Source organism: Haloarcula sp. CGMCC 1.6347 (genome assembly GCF_037078395.1).
Classification (GTDB): domain Archaea; phylum Halobacteriota; class Halobacteria; order Halobacteriales; family Haloarculaceae; genus Haloarcula; species Haloarcula amylolytica.
Map to the genome: position 1 here is coordinate 580,436 of NZ_JAYMGX010000001.1, position 26,066 is coordinate 606,501.

32 protein-coding genes and 2 tRNA genes are annotated in these 26,066 nt (G+C 65.3%); 30 read left to right on the plus strand and 4 right to left on the minus strand.

All coding sequences use genetic code 11. The features are described from left to right. Positions 1-136: 136 nt before the first annotated feature. Positions 137-901 carry a cytochrome c oxidase subunit II gene (gene coxB, locus VI340_RS03110; RefSeq protein WP_008310393.1) on the minus strand — a complete coding sequence of 255 codons (765 nt, stop codon included), beginning with the start codon at positions 899-901 and terminating at the stop codon, positions 137-139. Positions 902-1,043: 142 nt separating this feature from the next. Here coxB and VI340_RS03115 point away from each other — a divergent pair, with 142 nt between their 5' ends. The 5 genes from VI340_RS03115 (at position 1,044) to VI340_RS03135 (ending at position 5,349) form a co-directional block, all read left to right on the plus strand. Next, a complete protein-coding gene (locus VI340_RS03115) occupies positions 1,044-2,432 on the plus strand; it encodes a heme o synthase (RefSeq protein ID WP_336357769.1) in 1,389 nt (462 codons plus the stop codon). Then, positions 2,429-3,130, plus strand: a complete 702-nt coding sequence (locus VI340_RS03120) for a DUF7546 family protein (protein WP_336357770.1) — start codon at positions 2,429-2,431, stop codon at positions 3,128-3,130. Before VI340_RS03115 ends, VI340_RS03120 begins: the two co-directional genes overlap by 4 nt. A 31-nt stretch (positions 3,131-3,161) precedes the next feature. Next, positions 3,162-3,401: a SelT/SelW/SelH family protein gene (locus VI340_RS03125; protein WP_008310386.1), complete on the plus strand. Its 240-nt coding sequence runs from the start codon at positions 3,162-3,164 to the stop codon at positions 3,399-3,401. A 269-nt stretch (positions 3,402-3,670) separates the two neighbouring features. Further along, the gene (locus VI340_RS03130; protein WP_336329804.1) at positions 3,671-4,612 is read left to right on the plus strand and encodes an ABC transporter ATP-binding protein; all 942 of its coding nucleotides are present in this window, start codon (positions 3,671-3,673) and stop codon (positions 4,610-4,612) included. Next, positions 4,609-5,349, plus strand: a complete 741-nt coding sequence (locus VI340_RS03135) for an ABC transporter permease (RefSeq protein WP_008310382.1) — start codon at positions 4,609-4,611, stop codon at positions 5,347-5,349. The genes VI340_RS03130 and VI340_RS03135 overlap by 4 nt, the downstream gene beginning before the upstream one ends. A gap of 16 nt (positions 5,350-5,365) precedes the next feature. On the opposite strand, the gene VI340_RS03140 is transcribed toward VI340_RS03135, so the two are convergent. Next, positions 5,366-5,905, minus strand: coding sequence for a protein-tyrosine phosphatase family protein (locus tag VI340_RS03140; RefSeq protein WP_008310381.1), 540 nt, complete (start codon positions 5,903-5,905; stop codon positions 5,366-5,368). Positions 5,906-6,066: 161 nt separating this feature from the next. Between VI340_RS03140 and cofD the strand changes: the two genes are divergently transcribed. The 5 genes from cofD to VI340_RS03165 all read left to right on the plus strand — a co-directional run bounded on the left by cofD (position 6,067) and on the right by VI340_RS03165 (position 9,646). Beyond that, complete coding sequence (gene cofD / locus VI340_RS03145; protein ID WP_336357771.1) at positions 6,067-7,059, plus strand: 2-phospho-L-lactate transferase; 993 nt, start codon at positions 6,067-6,069, stop codon at positions 7,057-7,059. Beyond that, complete coding sequence (locus VI340_RS03150) at positions 7,059-7,805, plus strand: tRNA-dihydrouridine synthase (RefSeq protein WP_336357772.1); 747 nt, start codon at positions 7,059-7,061, stop codon at positions 7,803-7,805. Before cofD ends, VI340_RS03150 begins: the two co-directional genes overlap by 1 nt. Next, entirely contained in the window at positions 7,778-8,641 is an 864-nt protein-coding gene (locus VI340_RS03155; protein WP_049942945.1) for a triphosphoribosyl-dephospho-CoA synthase, read from the plus strand. The genes VI340_RS03150 and VI340_RS03155 overlap by 28 nt, the downstream gene beginning before the upstream one ends. Then, positions 8,638-9,264, plus strand: coding sequence for a DUF447 domain-containing protein (locus VI340_RS03160; protein ID WP_336357773.1), 627 nt, complete (start codon positions 8,638-8,640; stop codon positions 9,262-9,264). Before VI340_RS03155 ends, VI340_RS03160 begins: the two co-directional genes overlap by 4 nt. A gap of 190 nt (positions 9,265-9,454) precedes the next feature. Then, on the plus strand, positions 9,455-9,646 hold the full coding sequence (locus tag VI340_RS03165; protein WP_004516807.1) for a 30S ribosomal protein S17e: 192 nt from the start codon (positions 9,455-9,457) through the stop codon (positions 9,644-9,646). A 62-nt stretch (positions 9,647-9,708) separates the two neighbouring features. Here the strand turns inward: VI340_RS03165 and VI340_RS03170 are convergent, their stop codons facing one another. Continuing rightward, the gene (locus VI340_RS03170) at positions 9,709-10,770 is read right to left on the minus strand and encodes an Mrp/NBP35 family ATP-binding protein (protein ID WP_064288320.1); all 1,062 of its coding nucleotides are present in this window, start codon (positions 10,768-10,770) and stop codon (positions 9,709-9,711) included. Positions 10,771-10,901: 131 nt separating this feature from the next. Then, entirely contained in the window at positions 10,902-11,201 is a 300-nt protein-coding gene (locus tag VI340_RS03175) for a hypothetical protein (RefSeq protein WP_336357774.1), read from the minus strand. 218 nt (positions 11,202-11,419) lie between these two features. On the opposite strand from VI340_RS03175, the gene VI340_RS03180 reads away from it, so the two are divergent. The 20 genes from VI340_RS03180 to VI340_RS03275 all read left to right on the plus strand — a co-directional run bounded on the left by VI340_RS03180 (position 11,420) and on the right by VI340_RS03275 (position 25,909). Next, a tRNA-Ser gene (locus tag VI340_RS03180) sits at positions 11,420-11,504 on the plus strand. Positions 11,505-11,525: 21 nt separating this feature from the next. Next, a complete protein-coding gene (locus VI340_RS03185) occupies positions 11,526-12,059 on the plus strand; it encodes a 30S ribosomal protein S13 (RefSeq protein WP_008310371.1) in 534 nt (177 codons plus the stop codon). Further along, entirely contained in the window at positions 12,059-12,574 is a 516-nt protein-coding gene (locus VI340_RS03190; RefSeq protein ID WP_004593562.1) for a 30S ribosomal protein S4, read from the plus strand. Before VI340_RS03185 ends, VI340_RS03190 begins: the two co-directional genes overlap by 1 nt. Then, positions 12,571-12,960 carry a 30S ribosomal protein S11 gene (locus VI340_RS03195; RefSeq protein WP_004516802.1) on the plus strand — a complete coding sequence of 130 codons (390 nt, stop codon included), beginning with the start codon at positions 12,571-12,573 and terminating at the stop codon, positions 12,958-12,960. The genes VI340_RS03190 and VI340_RS03195 overlap by 4 nt, the downstream gene beginning before the upstream one ends. A 3-nt stretch (positions 12,961-12,963) precedes the next feature. After that, positions 12,964-13,743, plus strand: a complete 780-nt coding sequence (locus tag VI340_RS03200) for a DNA-directed RNA polymerase subunit D (protein ID WP_064288321.1) — start codon at positions 12,964-12,966, stop codon at positions 13,741-13,743. Positions 13,744-13,847: 104 nt separating this feature from the next. Next, positions 13,848-13,932 (plus strand) — tRNA-Leu (locus VI340_RS03205). Positions 13,933-13,956: 24 nt separating this feature from the next. Continuing rightward, the gene (locus VI340_RS03210; protein WP_004516800.1) at positions 13,957-14,307 is read left to right on the plus strand and encodes a 50S ribosomal protein L18e; all 351 of its coding nucleotides are present in this window, start codon (positions 13,957-13,959) and stop codon (positions 14,305-14,307) included. Further along, positions 14,304-14,741, plus strand: coding sequence for a 50S ribosomal protein L13 (locus VI340_RS03215; protein WP_008310363.1), 438 nt, complete (start codon positions 14,304-14,306; stop codon positions 14,739-14,741). Before VI340_RS03210 ends, VI340_RS03215 begins: the two co-directional genes overlap by 4 nt. Continuing rightward, on the plus strand, positions 14,735-15,133 hold the full coding sequence (locus tag VI340_RS03220; protein WP_004516798.1) for a 30S ribosomal protein S9: 399 nt from the start codon (positions 14,735-14,737) through the stop codon (positions 15,131-15,133). The genes VI340_RS03215 and VI340_RS03220 overlap by 7 nt, the downstream gene beginning before the upstream one ends. A gap of 12 nt (positions 15,134-15,145) precedes the next feature. Next, the gene (locus VI340_RS03225) at positions 15,146-15,346 is read left to right on the plus strand and encodes a DNA-directed RNA polymerase subunit N (protein ID WP_004516797.1); all 201 of its coding nucleotides are present in this window, start codon (positions 15,146-15,148) and stop codon (positions 15,344-15,346) included. Further along, entirely contained in the window at positions 15,343-15,516 is a 174-nt protein-coding gene (locus VI340_RS03230; RefSeq protein WP_004516796.1) for a DNA-directed RNA polymerase subunit K, read from the plus strand. Before VI340_RS03225 ends, VI340_RS03230 begins: the two co-directional genes overlap by 4 nt. A 2-nt stretch (positions 15,517-15,518) precedes the next feature. Next, entirely contained in the window at positions 15,519-16,724 is a 1,206-nt protein-coding gene (gene eno / locus VI340_RS03235) for a phosphopyruvate hydratase (protein ID WP_008310358.1), read from the plus strand. Continuing rightward, positions 16,721-17,542, plus strand: coding sequence for a 30S ribosomal protein S2 (gene rpsB, locus VI340_RS03240; protein ID WP_008310357.1), 822 nt, complete (start codon positions 16,721-16,723; stop codon positions 17,540-17,542). The genes eno and rpsB overlap by 4 nt, the downstream gene beginning before the upstream one ends. 101 nt (positions 17,543-17,643) lie before the next feature. Further along, positions 17,644-18,027, plus strand: a complete 384-nt coding sequence (locus VI340_RS03245; protein ID WP_008310356.1) for a DUF5518 domain-containing protein — start codon at positions 17,644-17,646, stop codon at positions 18,025-18,027. Between the two features lie 58 nt (positions 18,028-18,085). Further along, the gene (locus VI340_RS03250; protein WP_336329794.1) at positions 18,086-18,466 is read left to right on the plus strand and encodes a DUF5518 domain-containing protein; all 381 of its coding nucleotides are present in this window, start codon (positions 18,086-18,088) and stop codon (positions 18,464-18,466) included. A gap of 70 nt (positions 18,467-18,536) precedes the next feature. Beyond that, the gene (locus VI340_RS03255) at positions 18,537-19,874 is read left to right on the plus strand and encodes a cytochrome P450 (protein WP_336357775.1); all 1,338 of its coding nucleotides are present in this window, start codon (positions 18,537-18,539) and stop codon (positions 19,872-19,874) included. A gap of 369 nt (positions 19,875-20,243) precedes the next feature. Then, positions 20,244-22,427 carry a PAS domain S-box protein gene (locus VI340_RS03260; protein WP_336357776.1) on the plus strand — a complete coding sequence of 728 codons (2,184 nt, stop codon included), beginning with the start codon at positions 20,244-20,246 and terminating at the stop codon, positions 22,425-22,427. A 66-nt stretch (positions 22,428-22,493) separates the two neighbouring features. After that, a complete protein-coding gene (gene mvk / locus VI340_RS03265; protein ID WP_336357777.1) occupies positions 22,494-23,477 on the plus strand; it encodes a mevalonate kinase in 984 nt (327 codons plus the stop codon). After that, a complete protein-coding gene (locus VI340_RS03270) occupies positions 23,474-24,229 on the plus strand; it encodes an isopentenyl phosphate kinase (protein WP_008310351.1) in 756 nt (251 codons plus the stop codon). Before mvk ends, VI340_RS03270 begins: the two co-directional genes overlap by 4 nt. Positions 24,230-24,400: 171 nt before the next feature. Next, positions 24,401-25,909: a hypothetical protein gene (locus VI340_RS03275; RefSeq protein WP_336357778.1), complete on the plus strand. Its 1,509-nt coding sequence runs from the start codon at positions 24,401-24,403 to the stop codon at positions 25,907-25,909. Positions 25,910-26,066: the final 157 nt, after the last annotated feature.

The window sequence follows — 26,066 nt, forward strand, 5'->3', positions numbered from 1 at the left end:
GACAGGCCGCTTCGGCGTAGTACTTCCATCTGATCGTGACTCCCATTCACCCTGCCGGAAATTCGCGATCTGCTGGCTGAGAATAATCTTCCGTAACTCGGCAGTTCTCGAAGCGAAAAGACGCCCAGCTACCGCGCTACTCGTCGCTGCCTTCGGAGTCGTCGCCGCCGCTCTTTTGCTCTGCCAGCCAGTCCTCGTACTCGTCCTGCGGGACGACCTCTACGGTCCCGAGCATCTGTGAGTGACCAGAGCCACAGTACTCGGCACAGTAGAGCTGGTACGTGCCGGTGTTACCCGCGTTGGTTCGGAGACGGTTGTACTGGCCGGGGAACGCGTCGGATTTCAGTCCAAGTCCGGGAACGTGGAACGCGTGTAGCCAGTCGGTCGACGTGACCCGCAAGGACACGTCCTGATTGGCCGGTATCTTCATGTTCGTCGTGGTGGACACCTCCGCCTCGCCGTCCCAGCTCGATTCGTTGTAGTAGAACGTCCAGCCGTACCGCTGGGCTTCGACGGTAATGAGTTCAGTGTCCTGTTCCTGCAGCTCGGCTTGGTCACCGGCCTCGGCGGTGACGTACGGGCTCGCCATCACCTGGTAGGAGGCGACCCCGACGAACAGGAGAATGATCGCCGTCGCGATGGTCCAGGTGACTTCGAGTCGGCGGTTCTCCTGCGTGGGAAGCGCCTCTTCCTGATTACGGAACCGCCAGACGGTGTAGATCAGAATCCCTTCGACGAGGACCGTAATCGGGAGGGCGACGTACAGGAGGTTCATGTTCAGCCCCCAGATGAGGCTATCCGTCGTCGAGTCCTGAATCTGTGCGGCGGCGGCCGGCTCGGCGGCGAGCGCGAGCAACGCAGCACCGAACAGAGCGACCAGACCGGCGCGTTTCCGGGTCATGGATGCGGCTTAGGATTTCGGGGATAAATAACTGCTGTCTTCGCCGCAGGCTCCCGATTTGTAGCGATAGGGCAGCGGAACGGCTCCGGACGGAGACAGCGGAATCGCGAGGTCTAAGTGGCCAGCATCGAAGGATACAATAATGGCAGAGAGCCGGACCTTCACCGGGCTGCTCGCCGCGACCGCCGTCGGCGTGTACTTGCTAGTTCTCGCCGGCGCGACGACAACGCTCACCGATGCGGCAGCAGCCTGTACTACATGGCCGCTGTGTGACGGACCGGTCGACGTGACGAACACGGCCCTGCTGGTCGCCTGGGGACACCGACTCGTCGCAGCCGCCGTCGGACTCCTCGTGGTGGCTGTGGCCGTTATCGGGCTCCGATCCAGCTGTCGCGGCCGCGTCAAGGCAGCTATCCTCCTCGGCACCGCGCTGTACCCGGTCCAGATAGCGCTCGGTGCCGTCGTCGCGACGAGCACCGAGACGGCGCTCCCCGGTGCCCACCTCGCTCTGGGGATGGGCATCTTCGGCTGGTTCGTGCTGGCCCTGGCGTGGCACCTCGAAGCTGAGACGGGCAGTGATGACGAGACCCCCGTGAAGAACCCGACACTCGCGCCGGAGCCAGCCGACGACGGTCCGGCACGGTCGCCGACGCTCTCCACCCGCGAGCGCATCGTCGAGACCGCATCGGCGTACTTCCGCCTGATGAAGCCCCGGCTGATGTGGCTCCTGTGTCTGGTCGCCGCGGCCGGGATGGCACTCGCCGCCGGGCAGACGCTCACCGTTCGGACGGTGCTGCTCACGCTCGGGGGTGGCGTCCTCTCTATCGGCGCGTCGGGGACGTTCAACCACGTCCTCGAACGGGATATCGACAAGCGGATGGACCGGACCTCGGACCGTCCCATCGCGACCCACCAGATTCCGGTCCGGCACGCACTGGCCTTCGGACTGCTCCTGTCGCTTGCGTCGCTGGGGCTGTTCTGGCAAGTGAACGCGCTCGTGGCGCTGCTCGGACTGACCGCGATCCTGTTCTACAGCGTCATCTACACGCTCGTACTGAAGCCCAACACCGTCCAGAACACCGTCATCGGCGGGGCCGCCGGCGCGCTGCCGGCGCTCATCGGCTGGGTCGCCGCTGACGGGTCGATCGGCCTCCCGGGCGTCGTCCTCGCTATCGTCATCTTTCTCTGGACGCCAGCACACTTCTACAATCTCGCGCTCGCGTACAAGGACGACTACGAGGCGGGCGGCTTCCCGATGATGCCGGTCGTCCGCGGCGAGACCGAGACGCGCAAACACATCGTCTACTATCTCGGGGCGACGCTCATCGCCTCGGGCGTTCTGGGCGTGCTCACGTCACTCAGCTGGCTGTACGCCGTCACGTCGGTGTTGCTGGGTGCAGTGTTCCTCTGGGCCGTCATCCTGCTCCACCGTGAGCAGACCGAAGCGGCGGCGTTCCGGGCGTTCCACGCGTCGAACGCCTACCTCGGGGCGGTCCTGATCGCCATCGTCGTTGATGCACTCGCACTATGAGTACCACGACAGCAACCTTCAGAGATGCAATCCCGGACACACGCTCGCTGGTGACCTGGGCAGCCGTGTTGAACGCGGAGGCCATCCTCGTTCTGGGCTACGTCCTCAACACGGCCCAACCCGCGACGGACCCCTTCCTGTTGCTGTTCCCGTTCATCTGGCTCAACATCGCCGGCCTCGTTGTCCTGCGGGTGCGCCCGGAACTGACAAGTCGCCGGCGAACGCTCGGCAGTGCGGTCGTCGCCCTGGGCTACCTACTCGTGCTGGGGTACGTCGGCGGCGTGTACGGGACAGGCGGCCAGGGGACGGGGTTCCGGCTAGTCATGCAGGCCCCGCCCGGGTTCTCGCCGACGGTCGTGTTCAGCGGCGCGACTCTCAGCGTGGTGCTCATCCCGTGGAAAGTCGCCGGCTACCTGGCGCTCTCGTATCTGGTGTTCGTGACTGCCGTCGACGCGAGCGGCGGCGCGGTCGGCGGGGTCGTTGGCCTCTTTTCGTGTGTCTCCTGTGTCCTCCCGATTATCGCGTCGATACTGGGCGGGTTCGTCGGCATCGGGGCGACGCTGTCACAGGCGGCACTGTCCCAGTCGTACGGCCTCTCGACGGTGGTGTTCGTCACCTCGGTCGGACTCCTGTACGGCGTCCACCGCTTCGACGTGACGCTCGTCGGTCGGCTCCGACGGCTGGTCGATCGACCATAGAGCTTTCACGCAGACAGCCGTGAAAGCCGGTATGAGCTCTGTCGAAATCGAATACTGCGTCCCGTGTGGGTTCCGCGAGCGAGCAGTAGATGTTCAGCAGGCGGTTTTATCCGGACTGGAGCGGGAACTCGACAGCGTCCGGCTGGTCATGGGCGACCACGGCGTGTTCAGAATCAGTGTTGACGACGAGACCGTCTACGACAAAGCCGAGGCCAGTGAGGAGTTCGACGTGGATGCTATCGTACGCGAGGTCCGGTCGCACGTCATGTAACAGGGTATCGTGATGTCAGTGGAATCCCGTACCGGAGCTGCCATCGGTTTGAGACGGTCTACCGTACAACAAACTATTTATTGTTCTGCTGTGACATCTTCGGCAAATGGCGACGAAAACCGAGTTCTGTGACCACTGCGAAGACACTCAACCAGTCGTCACGGACAAGCCGTGGCTTCCGGCCGTCTGTCTGAGATGTGGCCGTAACGTGTAGCCGATAGCCGCGCGAGAACGGAACTGCTTTCGGCCACCCGACCGGACGAGGGCGCATGGACGAGGTACTGGTCGCGTCGGATGTCGGGCGGCGGTACGGCGATACGGTCGCACTCGACGGCGTTTCGCTGACGGCGACCACCGGAGAGGTGCTCGCGCTGGTCGGTCCCAACGGGGCTGGCAAGACCACACTGGTACGGGCGTTGACCGGAACGACGGACGCGACCGGCGAGGTGACGCTGTTCGGCCAGTCGCCCAGAACGGTCGCCCGCGACCGAATCGGTCTGCTGCCACAGTCGTTTTCGCCCCACGAGCGGCTGACGGCGCGGGAGCTGCTGGAATACTACGCCGGCCTGTACGATGACACTCGCGACGTCGAGGCTGTCCTTGACGACGTCGGTCTGGCCGACACTGCCAGCACGACATACGAGAATCTCTCGGGCGGGCAGCAGCGACGGACCTGCGTCGCGACGGCGCTGATTAACGACCCTGACCTCCTCGTGCTGGACGAGCCGACCACCGGCATCGACCCAGCCGGTCGGCGTGACCTCTGGCGACTGCTGGAGGGGCTTGCCGACCGCGGTGTGACGATACTCGTCACGACACACTACATGGAGGAAGCCCAGCGGCTCGCGGACCGCGTCGGCCTCCTTGCCGACGGGACACTCATCGCACTCGACTCGCCGGACGCGCTCGTGGCGGAGCACGGCGGCGACAGCCAACTCATCGTCGACGGGACCTTCGACGAGGCCGCCGCCTCGGTCATCGACTACCCGGCGGAGACGGCGCTCCGGAACGGCCGGCTGGTCGTCTACGGCATTCGCCCGGAGTCTATTGGCAACATCACTGAGCAACTGGGACAGGCGGGCATCGAGTACGACAGCCTGACCTGGAAACAGCCGGACCTGGAGGACGTGTACCTCGAACTCACCGGGACGGCTGTCGGCCAGCGCGGTGAACCAAAGCAGACGGAGCCGGCCGCGGGTGGTGTCCAATGAGCCGAGTGGGGCGACTCACAGCGGAGACGCGCGCGGCGTCACTGGCTTTCCTCCGGCGGCGGACGGCCGTCTTCTTCACGTTCTTCTTCCCGGTCATCATCGTCGTCATCTTCGGCGTGCTGGTCCAGACCCAGCCGGGTGGCGGCGGGCTGTTCACGGAGCCGCCGAGCTTCTACGCGCCGGGGTATCTGGCCGTCGTCGTCCTGTTTACGCCACTCTCCCGCGTCGGTAGTGAGGTGGCGCGGCATCGGGACGGCAACCGCTTCGAGAAACTGGCAACGACACCACTGACCCGGACCGAGTGGCTGCTGGCACAGACACTCGTCAACGTCGTTATCATCGGCATCGCCGGCCTCATCATACTCGGCATGATGGTGTGGCTGACCGGCGCGACCATCCGCCCGTCGGGGCTCCTGCTCCCCTTTGTCGGCCTCGGCGTCGCGCTGTTCTGTGCAGTCGGTGCGATGCTGGGCAGCCTTGCGGACTCGCAGGATGGCGTCATCGCGGCGAGCAACGGCCTCGCGCTCCCGCTGCTCTTTCTCTCGGAGACGTTCGTCCCGCAGAGCCTGCTGCCCGCGTGGCTGCCGACGTGGCTCTCGCCGCTGACGTACTTTTCGCGTGGCGTCCGTGCGGCGACGACCGGAACTGGGGATGCGCTCGGCCCGCTCGCTGTTCTCACAGTCTGTGCCGTCGTCGGCTTCGTGCTCGGTGCGCGGCTCCTCCCACAGACGGACTGAGAACCGACGGGACCTTTTACAAGCGTGCGACCGACGACAGCAGACTGGACAGCTCCGCTTCAGTCGCATTCCCCGACTTGATAGCGTCTTCGGGGTCACGTCCCATCTCTTGGACGGTTTCGATGGCGCGGTCGGGGCCGTAGTCGTAATGATACACCAGCCATGCGGCGAGTACCTGCCCGGTGCGGCCGATGCCGGCCAAGCAATGAACGACGACTCGCTCCCCTGTCTCACAGGCATCGACCAGGAACGGCAGAATATCGTCGTGGAGGCGGTCTTGAGGGATGAGTTGGTGATCGGGAACCGGTACGTGGCGGACTGATGACGCTCCGAAGGCCTCCCGATAGCGCTGGATGTTGGCCCCAGCGTCGTCGAGTTGCTGTCCGGGAAGCAGACAGCAGACCCGCCCGATGTCGTGTGCCTGCATATGTGCGATCCAATCGTCGAGAGCGTCCTGATGCGTGGCGGCCGAATGCCAGCCCGGCGCACAGGACCCGTAGACGTACTCTTCGTTGGAGGCTGCAGGCGCGAAGCGGTGTGGATTCACGATGGGCATAGCACCCGTTACCCTGCCTATCCCACCGACCCCCTTCATTCTACCCACCCAGTTCTCAGCTGTGATTCTCTGAATAGAAGGTGGTCTCCACGAGACCGCTTTCCAGCCCTGACCAGCTTCAGTGACCACGTTTATACTGTCAGTTCCCCCTACGTCGAGACATGGTGACGTTTCTCGCCGGCGGGACGGGAACGCCGAAGCTCCTTGCCGGTGCCGACGACGTGTTTTCGCTGGCGGCGACGACTGTCGTCGCTAACACGGGCGACGATATCGAACTGGGGGGCCACCTCGTGTGCCCGGACCTCGATACCGTCCTGTTTCTCGACGGTGAGGTCCTCGACCGGGAGACCTGGTGGGGTATCGCCGACGACACCGCCGAGACACACAGTGAACTGACGCGGCTCGCCGACGCCGCCGGGCTCGATGGCGGCCCACGATACCTCCCCGACGACGCGCAGACTGAGGGCCGAGATATCGCCCGCTGGCGACGCTTCTCCGGCGTTGCGGAGTTCATGCACATCGGCGACCGGGACCGCGCGGTCCACGTCACGCGCACCTCGCTCCTTGACGAGGGCCAATCACTGACAGCCGTGACTCGGACGCTCGCCGACGCGTTCGGATTGGACCGGACGCTGTTACCGATGAGCGACGACCCCGTCGCTTCGATCATCCACACGCCGAGCGGTCCGATGCACTTCCAGGAGTGGTGGGTCGGCCGCAACGGGGAGCCGTCGGTCGAGGACGTGGAGTTCCGAGGCTCCGAGGCGGCCAGCACGACGGATGCCGTCCTGACCGCACTCGACGATACGGTTGTCATCGGCCCGTCGAACCCCGTGACTTCGCTCGGACCGATGCTCGCCATCAATGACATCGAACAGGCGCTACACGAGACACCAGTCGTCGCCGTCTCGCCGTTCATCGAGGACACGGTGTTTTCCGGGCCGGCGGCGGACCTGATGGCCGGCGTCGGGCTGGAGCCCAGCACTGCCGGCGTGGCCGGGGCGTACCCCTTCGCTGACGCGTTCGTACTGGACGACGACGATTCCACGCCGCTCGACGTGCCGGTCGTCCGAACCGACACGACCCTCAACGACGCGGCCGACGCTGAGCGGGTGAACCGTGCCGTCGAAACGGCCCTCTCGGAGGTGGCCTGATGTTCGAGCCGCGCGTCGCCCTCGCGAGTCTGAGCGGCGAGGCCGACGCGTCGTGGGCCCGCGCGGTCGAATCCCACGTCGGGTGTGCGTTCCTCGGCGGTATCGCACTCGACGACCGGACGCGCGAGGCCGCCCGAGCGATGACGGACCGCGACCGCTCCGAGTTCCTGCCCGATGACCCGGTCGCGTTCGTCGACGACCAGCTCGGCGCGCTTGCGGACGCACCACTGCGCCCGGCGTTCAACGTCCGGAGCGCGACGCTTGGCCCCGTCGAGCGTGTCGCCGCCGTCTGTCAGCGCCACGACGCCATCATCGAGATCAACGCCCACTGCCGGCAGAACGAGATGTGCGCTGCGGGTGCTGGCGAATCGCTACTTCGGGAGCCGGACCGGCTGGCCGAGTTCGTGGCGGCCGCAGCCTCGACAGGAGCAACCGTCTCGGTGAAGGGCCGCGCCGAACTCGATGGCGTCTCGCTCCCAGCCGTTGCTCAAGCCATCGAAGACGCTGGTGGAGACCTGTTCCACGCCGACGCGATGGACTCGGAGTCGGTCATCGCTGACGTGGCCGACGCCACCGACCTGTTCGTCGTCGCCAACAACGGCGTTCGAGGGAGGGAGACGGCACAGGAGTACCTCTCGTACGGTGCTGACGCCGTCAGCGTCGGTCGCGCGAGCGACAAGCCGGCGGTACTCGACGAAGTCCGCGCAACGACAGCGGCGTGGTTCGGGTCGGAGGTGTCACCGTGAGCGAACGGTCGGTTGCACAGAACGCCCAGCTTGCACTGCTGCTGGAGGTCTCCGGGACGCCGAAGCCCGGCAACGTCGACCGCGAGCGGGAGTACGATGACCTGCGGTTCGAGCATTTCATGGCCGGGGCTGTGGGGGCGCGGCCGGGGCTTGACCGCGCGGCTGCCGCCGACCCTATCGGTCCCGCGTTCGAGACAGCCGTCGAAGGGATGGCCGCCCAATCCGGCGGGAACACCCAGTTCGGGGCCTTGCTGGTGCTCACGCCCCTTGCCGCCGCGGCCGCGGACAGGCGACTGTCACCATCCGATGTCGATGCTGTGGTTCATGAGACGACTGTCGACGACGCGGCGGCGTTCTACCGCGCCTTCGAACATGTCGACGTGGCCGTCGACGACCCGCCCGACGGGCTGGAGCCGCTCGATGTTCGCCGTGGACGCGACGCGATTCCGGAACTCCGCGCGCGAGAGATGACGCTGTTCGACGTGATGGCGTCCAGCGCGGATGTCGATGGCGTGGCCGCTGAGTGGGTGTCCGGTTTCGAGCGCGTGTTCGAGGCCAGCGAGTGGCTACTGGACGGGTCTGGCCCAGTCGCTGACCGCGCATCGGACGTGTTCATCGAACTGCTCGCGGCGGAACCGGACACCTTTATCGTCACGCGGCAGGACCGCGAAACCGCTGAGGAGGTCCAGCGACGGGCACAGGCCGTTCTCGACGGTGCGGAAACCGCGACCGACCTCGCCGAGGAGTTCGTCGAGCGGGATATCAACCCCGGAACGACTGCTGATCTCGTTGCGGGCGCGCTGTTCGTCGCGCTCGAACGGGGGCTCGAAGTGTGACCGGGGATTCCTCTGGAGATGGCGGCCCGGACTCCGGTGGCTCCGGGAAGGAGTGGCCTGTCGCGCTCGCCGGCGTCTCCGAGACCGTCGTCACTACCCTGGGGCCGAACGAGCGCTGGAATGTGGCTGCGCTGGGTGTCCATGCGCCGGACGGCGACGGACCAGCCACGGCGACGACGTGGGGCCGGACCCGGACCTGGCGGAACTTCCGGGAGCGTGGGGGCGGCTACGTCCAGTTCACGCGCGACCCGGTCGACTTCGCCGAGGCGGCGCTGTCGGTCCGGGAGGAGGACGACCCTGTCCTCGATAGCGCGGACGCGTGGGTCGAAGTCGATGTGGAGCGGCGTGACTCTGGCTCGAAGGGAGACACCCAGTGGGTCGAATGGGCGCTACACCCCGTCGACAGCGCCGTCACGCGGCGGGTCGTGCCGACGACGAACCGCGGCCACGCCGCCGTCGTCGAGGCGACTGTCGCGGCCTCGCGACTTGACGTGCTCAGCTACGACAGCGAGACGCTGCTAGACCGTCTCGCGTACTTCGAGTCCGTGGTCGAAACGGCCGGCGGCGAACGCGAGCGAGCGGCTTTCGAGCGCGTACGCGACCTGGTCGACGCCGAGTGGTAGGGACGCCGCACGGAATGAGGGGCACACAGGCGACACACGACGACTCGTGACAGACTGTGTCGCACTCTCGCGGACCCTGCCACGGCGACGTTCAGCGCACGGTAACGGGTCGTTCCACCCCTACTGATAAACGTTCGCGTGCGTGGTCCGTTCCGAACCCTTTTTGAGTGCGACCAAGCAAGTAGCGCGCATGGCAATCAAACCCGCCTACGTCAAGAAGACCGGGACGCTCCTCATGGAGCGATACCCTGACGCCTTCGGTGCAGACTTCGAACACAACAAAGACGTCGTCGAGGAACTGACCAACATCGAATCCAAGGGTGTCCGCAACCGCATCGCCGGCTACGTCACCCGGAAGATGAACAACCCGGTCGAAGCGTAATTCGGTTCTTTCTCTCTGTTTCTTGCCGGTGACTGAGCCGCTGCTGTATCGGCTCTGAACCCTTACTGCTCTGGCTGGGCGCGCTGGCTGTCGCTCTGGCGCTTTCGGTGGATAATGCCCTGCATGTTGGCGGTGCGGGCGGCGATGTCGCGGAACGACTCGCCGACGTCGCTGTCCTCGTCGAGGACGAGCGGTTCCCCGGTCGCGCCCCCTTCCCTGACTTCGGGGTCGAGCGGGATCTCCCCGAGGAACGGCATCTCCGTCTCGTCGGCGAACTCGCGGCCGCCGCCGCTGCCGAAGATGTCGTGTGTGCCGCCACAGTCCGGACAGACGAACGAGGACATGTTCTCGACGATACCCAGCACAGGGGTCTCGTGGCGGCCGAACATCCGGAGCCCTTTCCGGGCGTCGTCGAGCGCGACTTCCTCCGGGGTCGTGACGATGACGGCTCCGGAGACGGGCACCTGCTGGAGCATCGTCAGTTGCGTGTCGCCGGTTCCCGGCGGCAGGTCCACGACCATGTAGTCGAGTTCGCCCCAGAGCACGTCGTCCCAGAGCTGTGTGAGCACGTTGTCGACCATCGGGCCGCGGAAGATAACCGGGTCGTCCTTGCCGACGAGGAAGTCCATGCTCATCAGCTTCATCCCGTGTTTCTCGACGGGAATTATCTCCTCGTCCTCGGTCGCGCGCGGCGATTCGTCGGCGTCGAGCATCCGCGGGACGTTCGGGCCGTACACGTCGGCGTCGAACAGGCCGACGCGGGCGCCGAGCCGCGAGAGGCCGGCGGCGAGGTTCACCGCGACGGTGGACTTGCCGACCCCACCCTTCCCCGAGGCGACCGCGATGACGTTCTTGACCTTCGGGAGCGGGTCCTCGGCCTCTGGGACGCCGCGGTCGACGCTCGCCGAGAGGTCTATCTCCTGATCGGTGTCACCCAGCGCCTCGCGGACCTCGTTCGCGATGCTCGTCTCCGTCGGCGAGTACGGCGCACCGAGCGCCAAGTCGATGCTGACCTCGTCGTCGGTCACGTCGATACTGTTTATCAGCCCGAGTGAGACGATGTCAGCTCCGAGGTCCGGGTCCTCGACCGTTCGCAGGCGCTCGCGTACGTCGTCTGTATTCATGCACAGGAGTAGGTCCCGGAGGTGCGATAAGGATTGTGACCCGTCGAATGCGGGCAGTCTGCTGCCCCGGCCCCGCAACAGCGGATAAGCTCTAATGTGTCACTCTCGCGTGCGCGAAGAACACTATCTCTCTATGGACGTCGAAACACGTAGACGCTCTCCCCGTCCAACTCGGCGCGCAACTCGCCGCTGTCGTGGTCGAACACGAGTCGCTCCGGCGTCCCGGCAAACGAGTGCAGCGGCATGCCGGTGTCTAATGTCCCGTCGGGGGCCACTGCGACGTGGGTTCGGCCGCTGAAGTCGGCCCGGAGGGTGCCGTCGTCCGTTTCGGTAACCGTGCCGGACCCTGAGAACCGTTCCAGATGGTCACGGACCGCTGTTCGGTCGGTCGGGTCGACGCTGTTGCCGCCGTCGGTAACGCGCTGGCGCATACGTCGACATGGGCGCCTATCGACGAATGTGCTATGCTGGCACCTGACAAGTGCAGCGATGCTTGCGATTCCATGTCTCTGTGGGTATGTCCCGAAGTCACGCTGTCGGGCCCCTTCGTTGCGTTTAAATACAACCCCGGAATAGAATCGGATAGACTCGTGTAGGGGGACCAGCCCCCGAGTCCGCGTGCTGCGGGCGCGAGTGTCATAGAACGCGTGTCGTGGTAGCCAAGCCTGGCCCAAGGCGCAGGGTTGCTAACTCTGTGGCGTACAGCCTCCGGGGTTCGAATCCCCGCCACGACGCTCACCCATCAGTACCTACATATGAGTGCAGAAGACCCCAACGCGGGCGAGGACGCGGATGCCGAAGAGGAGGAGGACATCCGCTATTTCGTCCGTATCGGACAGACAGACCTCGACGGGACGAAATCCGTCGAGCGAGCACTGACAGAACTGAACGGTATCGGCCACCGGGCCGCCCGAATCATCACCCAGAAGGCGGACGTGGACCGGCGCGCGGTCTTCGGCAAGCTCGACGACGACGTCATCGAGCGCGTCGTCGACCACGTCGAGAACTTCGCTGACGAGGTGCCCGAGTGGATGGCCAATCACCAGAAGGACTACTTCACCGGTGAGACCACCCACGAGACCGGCAACGACCTCCAGCTCACCCGCCGGCAGGACATCAACCGCATGAAGATGATCGACTCCTACCGCGGTGTCCGCCACAAACGCGGCCAGAAGGTCCGTGGACAGCGTACCAAGTCCACCGGCCGGACGGAGGGAACCATCGGCGTCAACGTCGAGGCGATCAAAGAAGAGCAGGCTGAGGAAGCCGCCGCGGAGGATGACGAATAATGGCGCTTGGTTCAAACACGAAGTTCTACGAGACGCCGAATCATCCCTTCCAGGGCGAACGCATCGCCGACGAGGCCAACCTCATCGGCCGCTACGGCCTGAAGAACAAAGAAGAGCTCTGGCGCGCACAGTCCGAGCTCCGCGGCTACCGCCGCGAGGCCCGGAAGCTGCTGGGCAGCGCCGGCGAGCACGAGACCGAGTCCGAGGAGTTCCTCGCTCGGCTCAAGCGCTACGGCATCCTCAACGAGCAGGACCAGCTCGACGACGTGCTGTCGCTCGACGTGACCGACGTGCTGGAACGTCGCCTGCAGACGGTCGTCTACCGCAAGGGCTACGCGAACACGCCCGAGCAGGCCCGCCAGTTCATCGTCCACGGACACATCGTGCTGGACGACGCTCGCGTCACTCGACCCGGCATGACGGTGGAGACCGCCGTCGAGAGCTCGGTCGGCTTCGACGAGCACAGCTCGCTGTCGGACGAACTCCATCCTGAGCGCGCGGAGGCCCAAGAATGAGCGAAGAAACCGAAGACATCTGGGGCATCGCCCACGTACACGCATCGTTCAACAACACGATCATCACCATCACCGACCAGACCGGCGCTGAGACGCTCGCGAAGAGCTCCGGCGGGACGGTCGTCAAACAGAACCGCGACGAAGCGTCGCCGTACGCGGCGATGCAGATGGCCGAGGTCGTTGCGGAGAAAGCCCTCGACCGCGGTGTCGAGGGCGTCGACGTCCGGGTCCGCGGTCCCGGCGGCAACCTCCAGACCTCGCCCGGTCCGGGTGCGCAGGCGACGATCCGCGCACTCGCCCGAGCAGGTCTGGAGATCGGTCGCATCGAGGACGTCACGCCGACCCCGCACGACGGTACTCGTGCACCCAAGAACTCCGGATTCTAACCAATGACACAGGACTACGAGGTTGAGTTCGTCGAACGCGGCGAGCGCGAGGCACGGATCCTCGTGCGCGGCATCACGCCGGCTTTCGCCAACGGCGTCCGGCGAGCGATGGTCGCGGACGTACCGACGTTCAGTATCGATACCGTCCGCGTCATCGAGAACACCAGCGTGATGTTCAACGAGCAGATCGGTCTCCGACTGGGACTGGTCCCGCTGACGACCGACCTCGACGACTTCGAGATCGGCGACGAGGTGACGCTGTCGCTGTCCGTCGACGGGCCGAGCACGGCCTACTCCAGCGACCTCGTCTCCTCGGACCCGATGGTCGAGGCGGCCGACGACAACATCCCGATCATCGACCTCAAGGAGGGCCAACGTCTCGAAGTCGAGGCAGATGCCGTCCTCGATACCGGTCGGGAACACGCCAAACATCAGGGCGGCGTGGCCGTCGGCTACCGACACCTCCAGCAGGTGGAGGTCGTCGGCGACCTCGGCGAGTTCGAGGACGACGACCCGAACATCCTGCGTGGCGTCATCGAAGAGCAGGCGGCCGAACACGCCGCCGGCGACGCCACAAACGGCGAGCTCGTCGCGACAGACGAGTTCGACAACGACCTCCGGAACCGCTACCCCGGCAAAGACGTCGAGGTCTCGGACGTGCCGAACGCGTTCGTGTTCCACGTCGAGACGGACGGGTCGTTCACCACCGAGGAACTGGTCCTGCGCGCGGTCGAGACGCTGCGTGACCGCGCGACCGAACTGAAAGACGCAGTCCAGCTGTAACGACACAATGCCCCGACACACCCCACCACTACCGATGACCGCCCGCTCCCCGAGCGCGAGGACCGAAAGGGGTTTTACGGGGCACGCAAAACGAACAATCGCGCGCAGGGATAGCCAAGTTTGGCCAACGGCGCAGCGTTCAGGGCGCTGTCCCGTAGGGGTCCGCAGGTTCAAATCCTGCTCCCTGCACTTTTCCCACAACGGAGGAATCATATGAGTAAGACGAACCCGAGACTCAGTAGTCTCATCGCCGACCTGAAGTCAGCCGCCCGCAGTTCGGGCGGTGCTGTCTGGGGCGACGTCGCCGAGCGCTTAGAAAAGCCACGGCGCACACACGCGGAAGTCAACCTCGGCCGTATCGAACGATACGCCCAGGAAGACGAAACCGTCGTTGTGCCCGGCAAGGTGCTTGGCTCCGGTGTCCTGCAGAAGGACGTCACCGTCGCCGCTGTCGACTTCTCCGGAACCGCCGAGACGAAGATCGACCAGGTTGGAGAGGCTGTATCACTCGAACAGGCAATTGAAAACAACCCAGAAGGCTCCCACGTCCGGGTGATCCGATGAGCGTCGCAGAGTTCGACGCGGATGTCATCGTTGACGCCCGCGACTGTATCATGGGCCGCGTCGCATCACAGGTCGCCGAACAGGCACTCGACGGCGAGACGGTCGCTGTCGTCAACGCCGAGCGCGCTGTGATCACCGGCCGAGAGGAGCAGATCACGGAGAAGTACAAGAAACGTGTCGACATCGGTAACGACAACGGGTACTTCTACCCCAAGCGACCGGACGGCATCTTCAAGCGCACCATCCGTGGCATGCTGCCCCACAAGAAGCAGCGTGGCCGCGAGGCGTTCGAGAACGTCCGTGTCTACCTCGGCAACCCGTACGACGAGGACGGCGAGGTCCTAGACGGCACGTCGCTTGACCGACTGTCGAACATCAAGTTCGTCACGCTGGGCGAGATCAGCGAAACGCTTGGAGCGAACAAGACATGGTAACGAACACGTCTGGCAAGAAGAAGACCGCCGTCGCCCGCGCGACCGTTCGCGAGGGCGAGGGCCGCGTGCGTATCGACTCGCAGCCGGTCGAACTCGTCGACCCCGAGCTGGCGCAGCTCAAGATGCTGGAACCGTTCCGCATCGCTGAGGACGACCTCCGCGGCGAGGTCGACGTCGAAGTGTCCGTCGAAGGTGGCGGCGTCATGGGGCAGGCAGACGCCGCCCGAACCGCCATCGCTCGCGGGCTCGTCGACCACACCAACGACGCCGAACTCCGTGACGCGTTCATGGAGTTCGACCGCTCGCTGCTGGTCAACGACGTTCGCCAGTCCGAACCCAAGAAGTGGGGCGGCCCCGGTGCGCGGGCCCGCTACCAGAAATCGTACCGCTAAGGTGATACAGGTATGATGGTACCGGTTCGGTGTTTCACGTGCGGTAACGTCGTCGGCGAGCACTGGGAAGAGTTCAAAGCACGCACCCGCGAGGCCGAGGAGCCAGAGGACCCGGAGAAGGTCCTCGACGAACTCGGCGTCGAGCGGCACTGCTGTCGCCGGATGCTCGTCTCACACAAAGACCTCGTCGACATCGTCTCACCCTACCAATGAACGCACAGGAAAGCCGCTACGAGAAGGCCCGCAAACTCGGCGCACGAGCGCTGCAGTTGGCCCACGGTGCTCCCGTGCTTATCGAGACGGAACACACCCAGCCGATACTCATCGCCGCCGAGGAGTACGACGCTGGCGTCCTACCGTTCACGGTCAACAGGAGTGATTAACGATGACGCTCATCACTGACATCCGACTCCGCCGCGTCCTCGACTCCCGCGGGAACGCGACCGTCGAGGCCGACGTTCTCACCGAGAGTGGGGGCTTCGGTCGTGGCAAGGCACCGAGCGGCGCAAGCACGGGCGAGTACGAGGCCATCGAACTCCCCGCCAACGAGGCTATCGCCAACGCCCGCGAGGAGGCACTCCCGCGACTCATCGGCGAGGTCCACGCCGGGAACCAGCGTGACGTCGACGCGGCGCTCCACGCCGCCGACGGCACCGACGACTTCTCCGGCATCGGGGCCAACAGCGCGGTCGCCATCTCGATGGCGGCCGCCAAGGCCGGTGCCGACGTGCTGGGCGCACCGCTGTACCAGCACCTCGGCGGCACGTTCCGGGGCAACGAGTACCCGACGCCGCTGGGCAACATCATCGGCGGCGGCGAGCACGCCGCGGACGCGACCAACATCCAGGAGTTCCTCGCGGCCCCTGTCGGCGCACCGAGCGTCGAAGAGGCTGTCTTCGCCAACGCCGCGGTCCACCAGGAGGTCCACGACATCCTGGCCGACCGCGACCTGCCAGCGGGCAAGGGCGACGAGGGCGCTTGGGCACCATCCGTCTCGGACGACGAAGCGTTCGAGATCATGGACGAAGCCGTCGAGACCGTGGCCGACGACTTCGGCTTCGCTATCTCGTTCGGCCTCGACGTCGCCGGCGCAGAACTCTACGACGCCGACGAGGACGGCTACGTCTACGACGACGGCGTCAAGTCCACACAGGAGCAGATAGAGTACATCGCCGGGAAGGTCGAGGAGTACGACCTCGTCTACGTCGAGGATCCCCTCGACGAGAACGACTACGAGGCCTTCGCGGACCTGACCGCACAGGTCGGTGACCAGACGCTCGTCTGCGGCGACGACCTGTTCGTCACGAACGTCGAGCGCCTGCAGGCCGGCATCAACGCCGACGCCGGGAACTCCATCCTGATCAAGCCGAACCAGATCGGGACGCTCACCGACGCTGTCGACGCCATCGAACTGGCGACGGCAAGCGGCTACGAATCCGTGGTCTCCCACCGCAGCGGCGAGACGGAAGACACGACGATTGCACACCTCGCTGTCGCCACAGACGCCCCGTTCATCAAGACCGGCGCGGTCGGCGGCGAGCGCACAGCCAAGCTGAACGAACTAATCCGTATCGAGGACAACGCAGTATGAGCGGCAACGAAAAAGAAGGTCTCGACGCGTCCGACTCCGACTTCGATCCGTCCGACGAGGACGACGAAGCGGCCGACGCGGAGACCGAAACGGAAGCCGAACAGCCCGCCGACGACGCCGCGGAGGCGACGGAGGCCGAACCAACCGATGCCGACACAGAGGCCGACGAAGCGGCCGAGGCCGACGAGGCCGCCGGCCCACAGCTGGACGAGGACGTCATGCCCGACGAGCAGTCGGAGGCCGACCTCCTCATCCCCGTCGAGGACTACCTCGGCGCCGGTGTCCACATCGGGACCCAGCAGAAGACCCAGGACATGGAGCGGTTCATCCACCGCGTCCGGACCGACGGGCTCTACGTGCTGGACGTCTCGATGACCGACGAGCGCATCCGCACCGCCGCGGACTTCCTGGCCAACTACGAGCCAGAGCAGATCCTGGCCGCGTCGTCGCGCCAGTACGGCCGGTTCCCGGCCGAGAAGTTCGCCGAAGCGATTGGCGCGCGCGTCCGCACCGGCCGGTTCATCCCCGGCACACTGACCAACCCCGACTACGACGGCTACATCGAACCCGACATCGTGGTCGTCACCGACCCGATCGGTGACGCCCAGGCTGTCAAGGAGGCCATCACGGTCGGCATTCCGGTCATCGCGATGTGTGACTCCAACAACACCACGTCGAACGTCGACCTGGTCGTCCCGACGAACAACAAGGGGCGCAAGGCGCTGTCGGTCGTCTACTGGCTGCTGGCCAACGAGACGCTCGACCGCCGCGGTGCCGAGCCGACGTACGGACTCGACGACTTCGAGTCCGACATCTAACGTCGCTGAACTGTTTCGTTTTCCGGCCCGTTGACGCACAAGTGGCGACGCCGGTGTCGCCAACACAAGACCTACCACGAGGCCCGGAGTACCACCGGGAAATGGAAGAGGGAGACACGTTCGTCAACGCCGTCATCGGTGCCGTCGCGACCGCTCTGCTGAGTGGGTTCGTCCCGCTCGCGCCGCTGCTCGGCGGCGGTATCGCCGGCTATCTCGAAGGTGGCGAGCGAGACGACGGGGTCCGGGTCGGGTTCCTGTCCGGCGTCATCGGGCTGGCGATCTCGCTGATCTTCTTCGTGGTCGTGTTCGTCTTCCTGGCCGCGTTTCTGGCGTTCGTTCCCGAAGCACTGGGTGTGTTCGGTGCGATGGGGTTGCTCGTGCTCGCCCTCGGAACGGTAATGACGGCCGCGTACTTCCTCGGATTGAGCGCACTCGGCGGCTGGCTGGGCAACTACGTCAAGTACGACACGACCATCGGCGACTGACTGGCCAGCCGCGCTGTCGGTAACTACATCACGGGGGACGCCACTACCGAGAACGCATATGCGTGAGTCGGTGACTAACGCTGGTATCGGGGCGCTCGTCACGGTTGCCCTGTCCTTTATTCCCTTTTCGTCGGTGGCTGGGGGTGCCGTGGCCGCGGCGAACCACGGCGGCGGCTACCGGACCGGCCTCTGGCTGGGGGCGCTGGCCGGCGTCTGCGCGATGGTGCCGCTGCTCGCCCTCTTTCTCCCGGCGCTGTACATCGCCGGTCTCCTCGGGTTCGGGATTCCACCCGGCGCACCGGGGTACGACCTGTTTCTGGCGCTCGTGTTCAGCTTCTTTCTGCTGTACACTGTCGGTCTCAGCGCCCTCGGTGGTCTCGGCGGCGTCTGGGTAAGGGGACACACCGACTGGAACCTAGACGCCAACCGCTGGCTCTAAACGTGCCTGAACCGCGCTCTTCCCGACATTTGGCATGCCATTCAAGCGTGTCCGACACTAACGTCAGCCGATGTCAAAGACGCCGCCCGGACCGAAGGGCGAACCGCTGTTCGGCAGTAGCCGTACGTACGCTCGGGACCCGTTCCGGTTTATCTCGGCGCTGGAGCGAGCATACGGCGACGTTGCCCGATTCGACATGGGGCCGATGGACACGGTCATGCTGTGTGACCCGACGGCAATCGAGCGCGTACTGGTCTCGGAGGCCGACCAGTTCCGCAAGCCCGACTTCCAGGGCGATGCGCTGGGTGATTTGCTGGGTGACGGGCTGTTGCTGAGCGAGGGAGAGACGTGGGAGCAGCAGCGAAAGCTCGCCAACCCCGCGTTCTCGATGGCTCGGTTGTCTGGGATGGCCGACCGCATCACCGGCCACGCGGAGGACCGGATTGCCGACTGGTCTCACGGCGACGTCATCGACGCCGAGCAGTCGATGACCCGGGTCACGCTGGACGTGATTCTGGACCTGATGATGGGCGTCGAGCTTTCCGAGCAGCGAGTCCAGACTATCGAGGAGCAACTGTTGCCGCTGGGTCAGCGGTTCGAGCCGGACCCTATCCGGTTCGCCATGCCCCAGTGGATGCCGATGCCCGACGACGCCGAGTTCGACCGCGCCGTGCGGACGCTGGACGAGGTGCTGGACGACATCATCGCGGTTCGCGAGGACTCGCTTGGGACGGCTGAGGACGGCCCGATGGATTTCCTGTCGGTGCTCCTGCGTGCCCGCGACGAGGGGAACCAGTCGCCCGACCAACTGCGCGACGAGATGATGACCATGCTGCTTGCCGGTCACGACACGACGGCGCTGACGCTGACCTACACTTGGTTCCTGCTGTCGGAACACCCCGAAGTCGAACAGCGGGTCCACGAGGAACTCGACGACGTCATCGGCGACGACCGGCCGGGGATGGAGCACGTCCGCGAACTGGACTACCTCGAATGGGTGATTCAGGAAGCGATGCGGCTCTACCCACCGGTGTACACCATATTCCGGGAGCCGACCGAGGACGTGACGCTGTCGGGCTACGAGGTCGAGGCGGAGACGACGCTGATGGTCCCGCAGTGGGGCGTCCACCGCTCCGAGCGGTTCTACGACGACCCAGAGACGTTCGACCCGGAGCGCTGGAAGCCCGAACGAGCCAGCGAGCGGCCCCGGTTCGCCTACTTCCCGTTCGGTGGTGGCCCGCGCCACTGTATCGGGAAGCATCTTGCCATGCTCGAAGCACAACTCATCATCGCGACGACGGCTAGCCAGTACCGACTGGAGTTTCAGGGGGAGACGCCTCTGGAGTTGTTGCCGTCGCTGACCGCCCATCCTCGGCAGGAAATGTCGATGCGCGTGCAGGAACGGTAGCACGGACTCCGATGGGACCACTCCGGTGCCGTCGTCGCCTCACAGTGCGGGTTCGACGTGACAGGGACTTGGTCATCAGCTATTTACTGCAGAACCCCGTGTAAGCGTACAAGAACAGCGGGCTGAACGTCTCTCCGGTGACCGATTTCAGCCGCGGTCACGGTGGGAGGGCCCCGTTCACAGCCGACTACTCGACCATCATGACACTGCTGCAGAACACCACTGGCGGCAATCGTCCCGCGCCGTTTGCAGTTGTCCTGCGACCGGACCTGTCCCGAGACAGTTCCCAGAGCCATATCGCTTCGACTGCTCTTGAGCAGGGAACGATATCTATCCCGGCGCAACGGCCGGACTCGAACGGGATACCGAATGACGTCTGAGACCGCTGTCAACGGGGACGACAGGGTTCAGGTCCTCTACGTCGGCACCGATTCGGACGACGCCGAAACGCTGTCGACGGCGCTCGAACGCGAGAACGGCCGTTTCACGGTCGAAACGGTGCGCACTGCTCCCGAGGCTGTGGCGAGGCTGGCTGACGATACCGTAGACTGTCTCGTCTCCGACTACGACCTGCCCGAACAGAACGGTATCGGGCTTCTGGAAACGGTCCGTGACGAGCACCCGACCCTCCCGTTTATTATCTACACCGCACAGGGGAGCGAAGCGGTCGCCAGCGAGGCGATTTCGGCCGGTGTCACGGACTACCTCAGGAAAGAGCCGGGCACCGAACAGCATGTGGAGTTGACGAACCGAATCTTTGACGCCGTCGACCACTCCCGATCACAGCAGGCGGTCAGCGAACGGAACCGAGCGCTCCGGAGCTACGAGCGGATGGTCAACTCCATGCAGGAGGCAGCCTGTATTTACGATGCGGAGGGGCGGTTCGAAATCGTCAACGAGACCATAGCAGAGTGGTACGACACGACGCGCGCTGCGCTCGAAGGACAGACCAGTAGACTCGTTCCGCGTATTCGAGCCGAGGGTGAAACAGACCGCTACCAGGAACTGCTCGACGGAACGCGGGAGCAGCTTAGCGGCGAAATCGAAGCGGAGTTCCCCGGCCACGGACACGCGGTGGTCGCGTACCAGCTAACGCCGCTGGTCGTCGATGGTGTTATCGACGGCATCGTCGGCGTCGCTCGGGACGTCACCGACCGGAAAGAGCGCGAACAGAAGCTACTCCGGAACAAACGCGCGATAGACGAGGCCCCGGTCGGTGTCGTTATCACCGACCCTGGCCAGACGGACAATCCGCTGATCTACGCCAACGACCACTACCGCGACCTGACTGGCTATTCGCTTCCGGAGTTACTCGGGAAGAACTGCCGAATGCTACAGGGCGAGAACACCGATCCGGAGTCCGTCGCTACAATGCGGGACGCGATTGACGCAGAGGAGCGGGTGACGGTCGAACTCAGGAACTACCGGAAGGACGGGACCGAGTTCTGGAACAGGGTTCGGATCGCGCCGGTTCGAGACGACGACGACGGGACAGTCGTCAACTACGTCGGGTTCCAGCAGGACATCACGGAGCGGAAACGACGCGAGAAACGATTAGAGGAAACGTCGTCGCGGCTGGAAGCCCTCTTCGAGAATTCACCGGACATGATCGACGTGCTTGACGCTGACGGGACGATCTGCGACGTGAACCAGCGGTTCTGTGCGGAGCTGGGGTACGACGAGAGCGAGGTGCTCGGACGGTCGATCTGGGAGTTCGACCTGACGTTCGACGCCGAGGACGTGCAGACCCAGCTTTCCGGGTTCAGTGTCGACGAGCGCCGGAAGTTCGAAGGCCTGTACGAACGCCGCGACGGGTCGACGATGCCGGTCGAAGTACATCTGCTCCGACTCAGCCTCGACGGCGAGGACCGGTTCCTGGCGATCAGCCGTGATATCACGGAGCGCAAGGAACGCGAGCAGGAACTCGAACAGCAAAACGAACAGCTCGAACAGTTCGCCAGCGTCGTCAGTCACGACCTCCGGAACCCGTTGACTGTCGCCCGCGGACGCCTCGAACTACTGCGTGAGGAGTCCGATAGCGAGCACATCGACGCTATCGACGGCGCACACCAGCGAATGGATACGCTCATCGACGACCTGCTCACGCTCGCACGCGACGGTACGTCACCCGCGTCGCCCGTCATGGTTGACCTCGAACCGTTCGTCCAGACGTGCTGGCAAAACGTCGACACGAAAGCCGCGACGCTCCGCACTGACATAGCCCGCCCCATCCGCGCCGACGAGAGCCGCCTCCGTCAACTGTTCGAGAATCTCGTCCGCAATGCGGTCGAACACGGCGGTGACGACGTGACCGTGACCGTGGGCGAACTGGCCGACGGCTTCTACGTCGCGGACGACGGTCCCGGTATCCCTGTGGCCGACCGCGGAGACGCGTTCGACGCCGGCTACTCGACAGCAGCCGAAGGGACCGGCTTCGGCCTGAGCATCGTGAAACAGGTCGCTGACGCCCACGGCTGGACGGTCCGTATCGAGAGCGAGGCCGACGGCGGCGCGCGGTTCGAGTTCACCGACGTCGACACTGTGTCCGAGTAGTCCCCCGGCGTTCTCCTGACCGACGACTCCGAAAACGCCTAACGCCCTGGGTGCACACGAGCGGGTATGGTCACGTCGAGCGCTCCCGGGAAGGTGTACCTGTTCGGGGAGCACGCGGTCGTCTACGGTGAGCCGGCGGTGCCCTGCGCTATCGAGCGGCGAGTGCATGTGACGGCAACCGAGATCGACGAGGGGTTGCGAATCCACGCGAACGACTTGCAACTGGACGGCTTTACCGTCGAGTACTCCGGTGACGGGGAGAGCCATCCGGACGTGGACGTCGCCGAATCGCTCGTCGAAGCCGGCATGGGGTACGTCAACGAGGCAGTGGCACAGGCCCGTGACGCGGCCGACGCGCCGGAAGCGGGCTTCGAGATCTCCGTCGAGGGCGACATCCCGCTCGGGGCAGGGCTGGGGTCGTCTGCCGCGCTCGTCGTCGCGGCGATAGACGCGGCGACCAGGGAACTCGGCGTCGAACTGCCGGCCAGTGAAATCGCCGACCGTGCCTATCAGGTCGAACACGAGGTACAGGACGGGCAGGCCTCGCGGGCGGACACGTTCTGCTCGGCGATGGGCGGGGCGGTCCGCGTGGAGGGCGACGACTGCCGGCGGCTGGACGGCATCGATACCCTCCCCTTCGTCATCGGCTACGACGGCGGGGCCGGCGATACCGGGGCGCTGGTCGCCGGCGTCCGGAACCTCCGCGATAAATACGACTTCGCTGCCGACACCGTCGCGGCAATCGGCGATATCGTCCGCGAGGGCGAAGCGGTGCTGGAAACGGGCGATTACGAGCGGCTCGGGGAGCTGATGGACTTCAACCACGGATTGCTCTCTGCGCTGGGCGTCTCGTCGCGGTCGCTGGACTCGATGGTGTGGGCGGCCCGCGACGCCGACGCACACGGCGCGAAACTCACCGGGGCCGGCGGCGGCGGCTGTATCGTCGCGCTGGACGAGACGGACGATGCGCTCACGGCGCTGAAGTACACGCCGGGGTGTGAGGACGTCTTCCGGGCCGAACTGGACACCGACGGGGTCCGGCAGGAATGACGGCCGTCCTCAAACTCGGCGGGAGCGTCATCACGAAGAAAGACGAACCCGAGACGGTCGATACGGCGGCTCTGTCGGCGGCGGCTTCGGCTATCGCCGAATCGGCGGTCGGTGAGGATATCGTCGTCGTTCACGGTGGCGGGAGCTTCGGCCACCATCACGCCGCCGAATACGGCGTCAGCACGACTGCGGGGACCCGCGACGTGGGCGGCGTGCAGGCCATCCACGGCGCGATGTGCCGGCTCAACGCCGCTGTCGTCGATGAACTCACCGGTCAAGGAGTCCCGGCTGTTCCGGTCCACCCGTTTTCGGCGGCCGCACGCGACGCCGACAGCGACCTTTCGCTGCCGACGGCGCAGGTCACGACGCTGCTCGACGAGGGGTTCGTCCCGGTCCTCCACGGTGACCTCGTCGCACACGCCGGTGCGGGCGCGACGGTTCTGAGCGGCGACGAACTGGTCGTCGAACTCGCGCCCGCCGTCGACGCGGACCGCGTCGGCGTCTGCTCGACCGTTCCCGGCGTCCTCGACGAGGACGGGACCGTCATCGACCGCATCGAGACATTCGAGGCCGTCGCATCGGCACTGGGTGAGAGCGACGCGACGGACGTGTCGGGTGGGATGGCCGGCAAGGTCCGTGCGCTGCTCGCCCTCTCGGCCCCCGCCGTCGTGTTCGGACCCGACGCGCTCCCCGCGTTTCTCGCCGGTGAGAGCCCGGGAACGACTATCGCTGGTGATGACGACGACTGGTGAGACTGCTACTACTGTCGTCGACTGGCCCGTCCCAGAACGCGATTTAGTCCATAGTGTGCCCAGGCTGGCTGATACAGCGGTATCTCTGCCCAGGCCTGGCAGACTGGTAGCTTAAATATCACTTCTTCGACTGTCGTAACATATTTGTCCTCTGTTATCAATTATGCGACTATGTCTGCAGTAGGTCTGACCGACGTCTATCGATACGGAACGAGGTTTCTCGGGACATTGCTTGTCGTCGCCGGCGTCGGTGGCGGCCTCATCGCTGCAGGGTACGTGCTGATACAGAACGGCTCGCTCGGCTCGCTTGCGGGGAACGCGGGCTATCGCGCGGTACTCGGTATCGTCGTCGGTGCGCTCGGTGGCCTCCTGTTGCTCTCCGGCCTGCTCGGCCTGAGCCACAAGCTCATCGCCGACGCGACGATGGCGGGCACGCTCGCGGCCCAGACAGCACAGCGTGGTGCGAGCGACGTGGCAGCCGCCAGTCCTCCAGCGAGCGACCAGGCAGCAACTGAAACGGCCGATGGTAGCGCCGCAGCGGCGACCGAATCGGATTCGGAGTCGGAAGAACCGACGACGGAGTCGGCCGAGACTGAACCGGCGGTTTCTCAGGAGACGGAACCGGCTGCCGACTCAGCGACTGTCGAGCCGGCAACGGCCGAACCCGAGGTATCGGAGCCGGTCGCTGACTCCGAGCCGGATGCGGACTCGTCCGGAGACTCGGGGATCCACGCGTCCCAGGAACCCTCCGACCCATCCGACGGGACAGTGGCGTCCGCTACGTCCGACGCTTCGGCGGCCGGGACTGATGACGCACCGGTGACGGCAGCCGACGAAGATCCGCTGGCGGATGCTGACCCGGCAACAGCTGATGACCCGGTAGCAGGCGATGATCCAGTGACAGACAAGGACCTTCTGGACACCGACGACACTTCAGGACCACCGTCGACCGACGACACGATGGCCGCGGCGACAGACGACACGATGGCCGCGGCGACAGACGAAGACGAAGTGGAGACGGCCCAGAACGAACAGCTATCGAACCAACAGCCGGCGGAAAACGTTGCTGGACCGGAATCTGAAGCAGTGGACGACACCACTGCGGAGCCATCCCCGACGGACCTCGCCGGTGAATCGGAAACGGTAGAGCCCCAGTCTGAACCCAGCGAGCAGTCGGACCGCGACCTGCTCGCCGAGGACGCCGGCGAGGAACCAGAATTGAGCACGGAACCACAGGAGTGGACTCCGCCGGACCCTGCGGAGTTCGACACGCAGAGCGAGGAACCCGCTGCGGCTGACGACTGGGGAGCGGACGAACCAGTACCGGCCGACGACTGGGAAACCGAACCTGAAGCCGATACCGGACCCACTGCTGTCGGATCACCAGATGACGCCGAGGCGGACCAGCACGACGCCGTGACCGAGGACACCCGACTACTCGACGAATCCGGTAGGGCAGACACGTCCAGTGGCCCGCGGACGACGGACGACCTGTTCGGTGGCGGCACTGCTGACGAGCAATCCGATTCCCGGGCCGACGAGAGCGTACAGGGCGAGGTGGAGTCACAGGACGCGGACGCGACTGACGACGAGGACACGACGCTCGCGGACGACGGTGTCACTGGTTTCGACGTCTCCAGTGACGACGACCCGCTCTCGGACCCCTTAGACGACGAGTAGCGACGAACCCACACCGTTTTAAGAAGCGCCGTTGTAGTCCGGAGTAACCGAGCGCACGGCCGCTCGCGGACTGCGGTTCGGCGGCCGGCAGACGGCGGATGTAAGTTGCGGGACGGAAGTCCCTCCCACTGCGGTTGCACAGGCTACGGGCGTACCC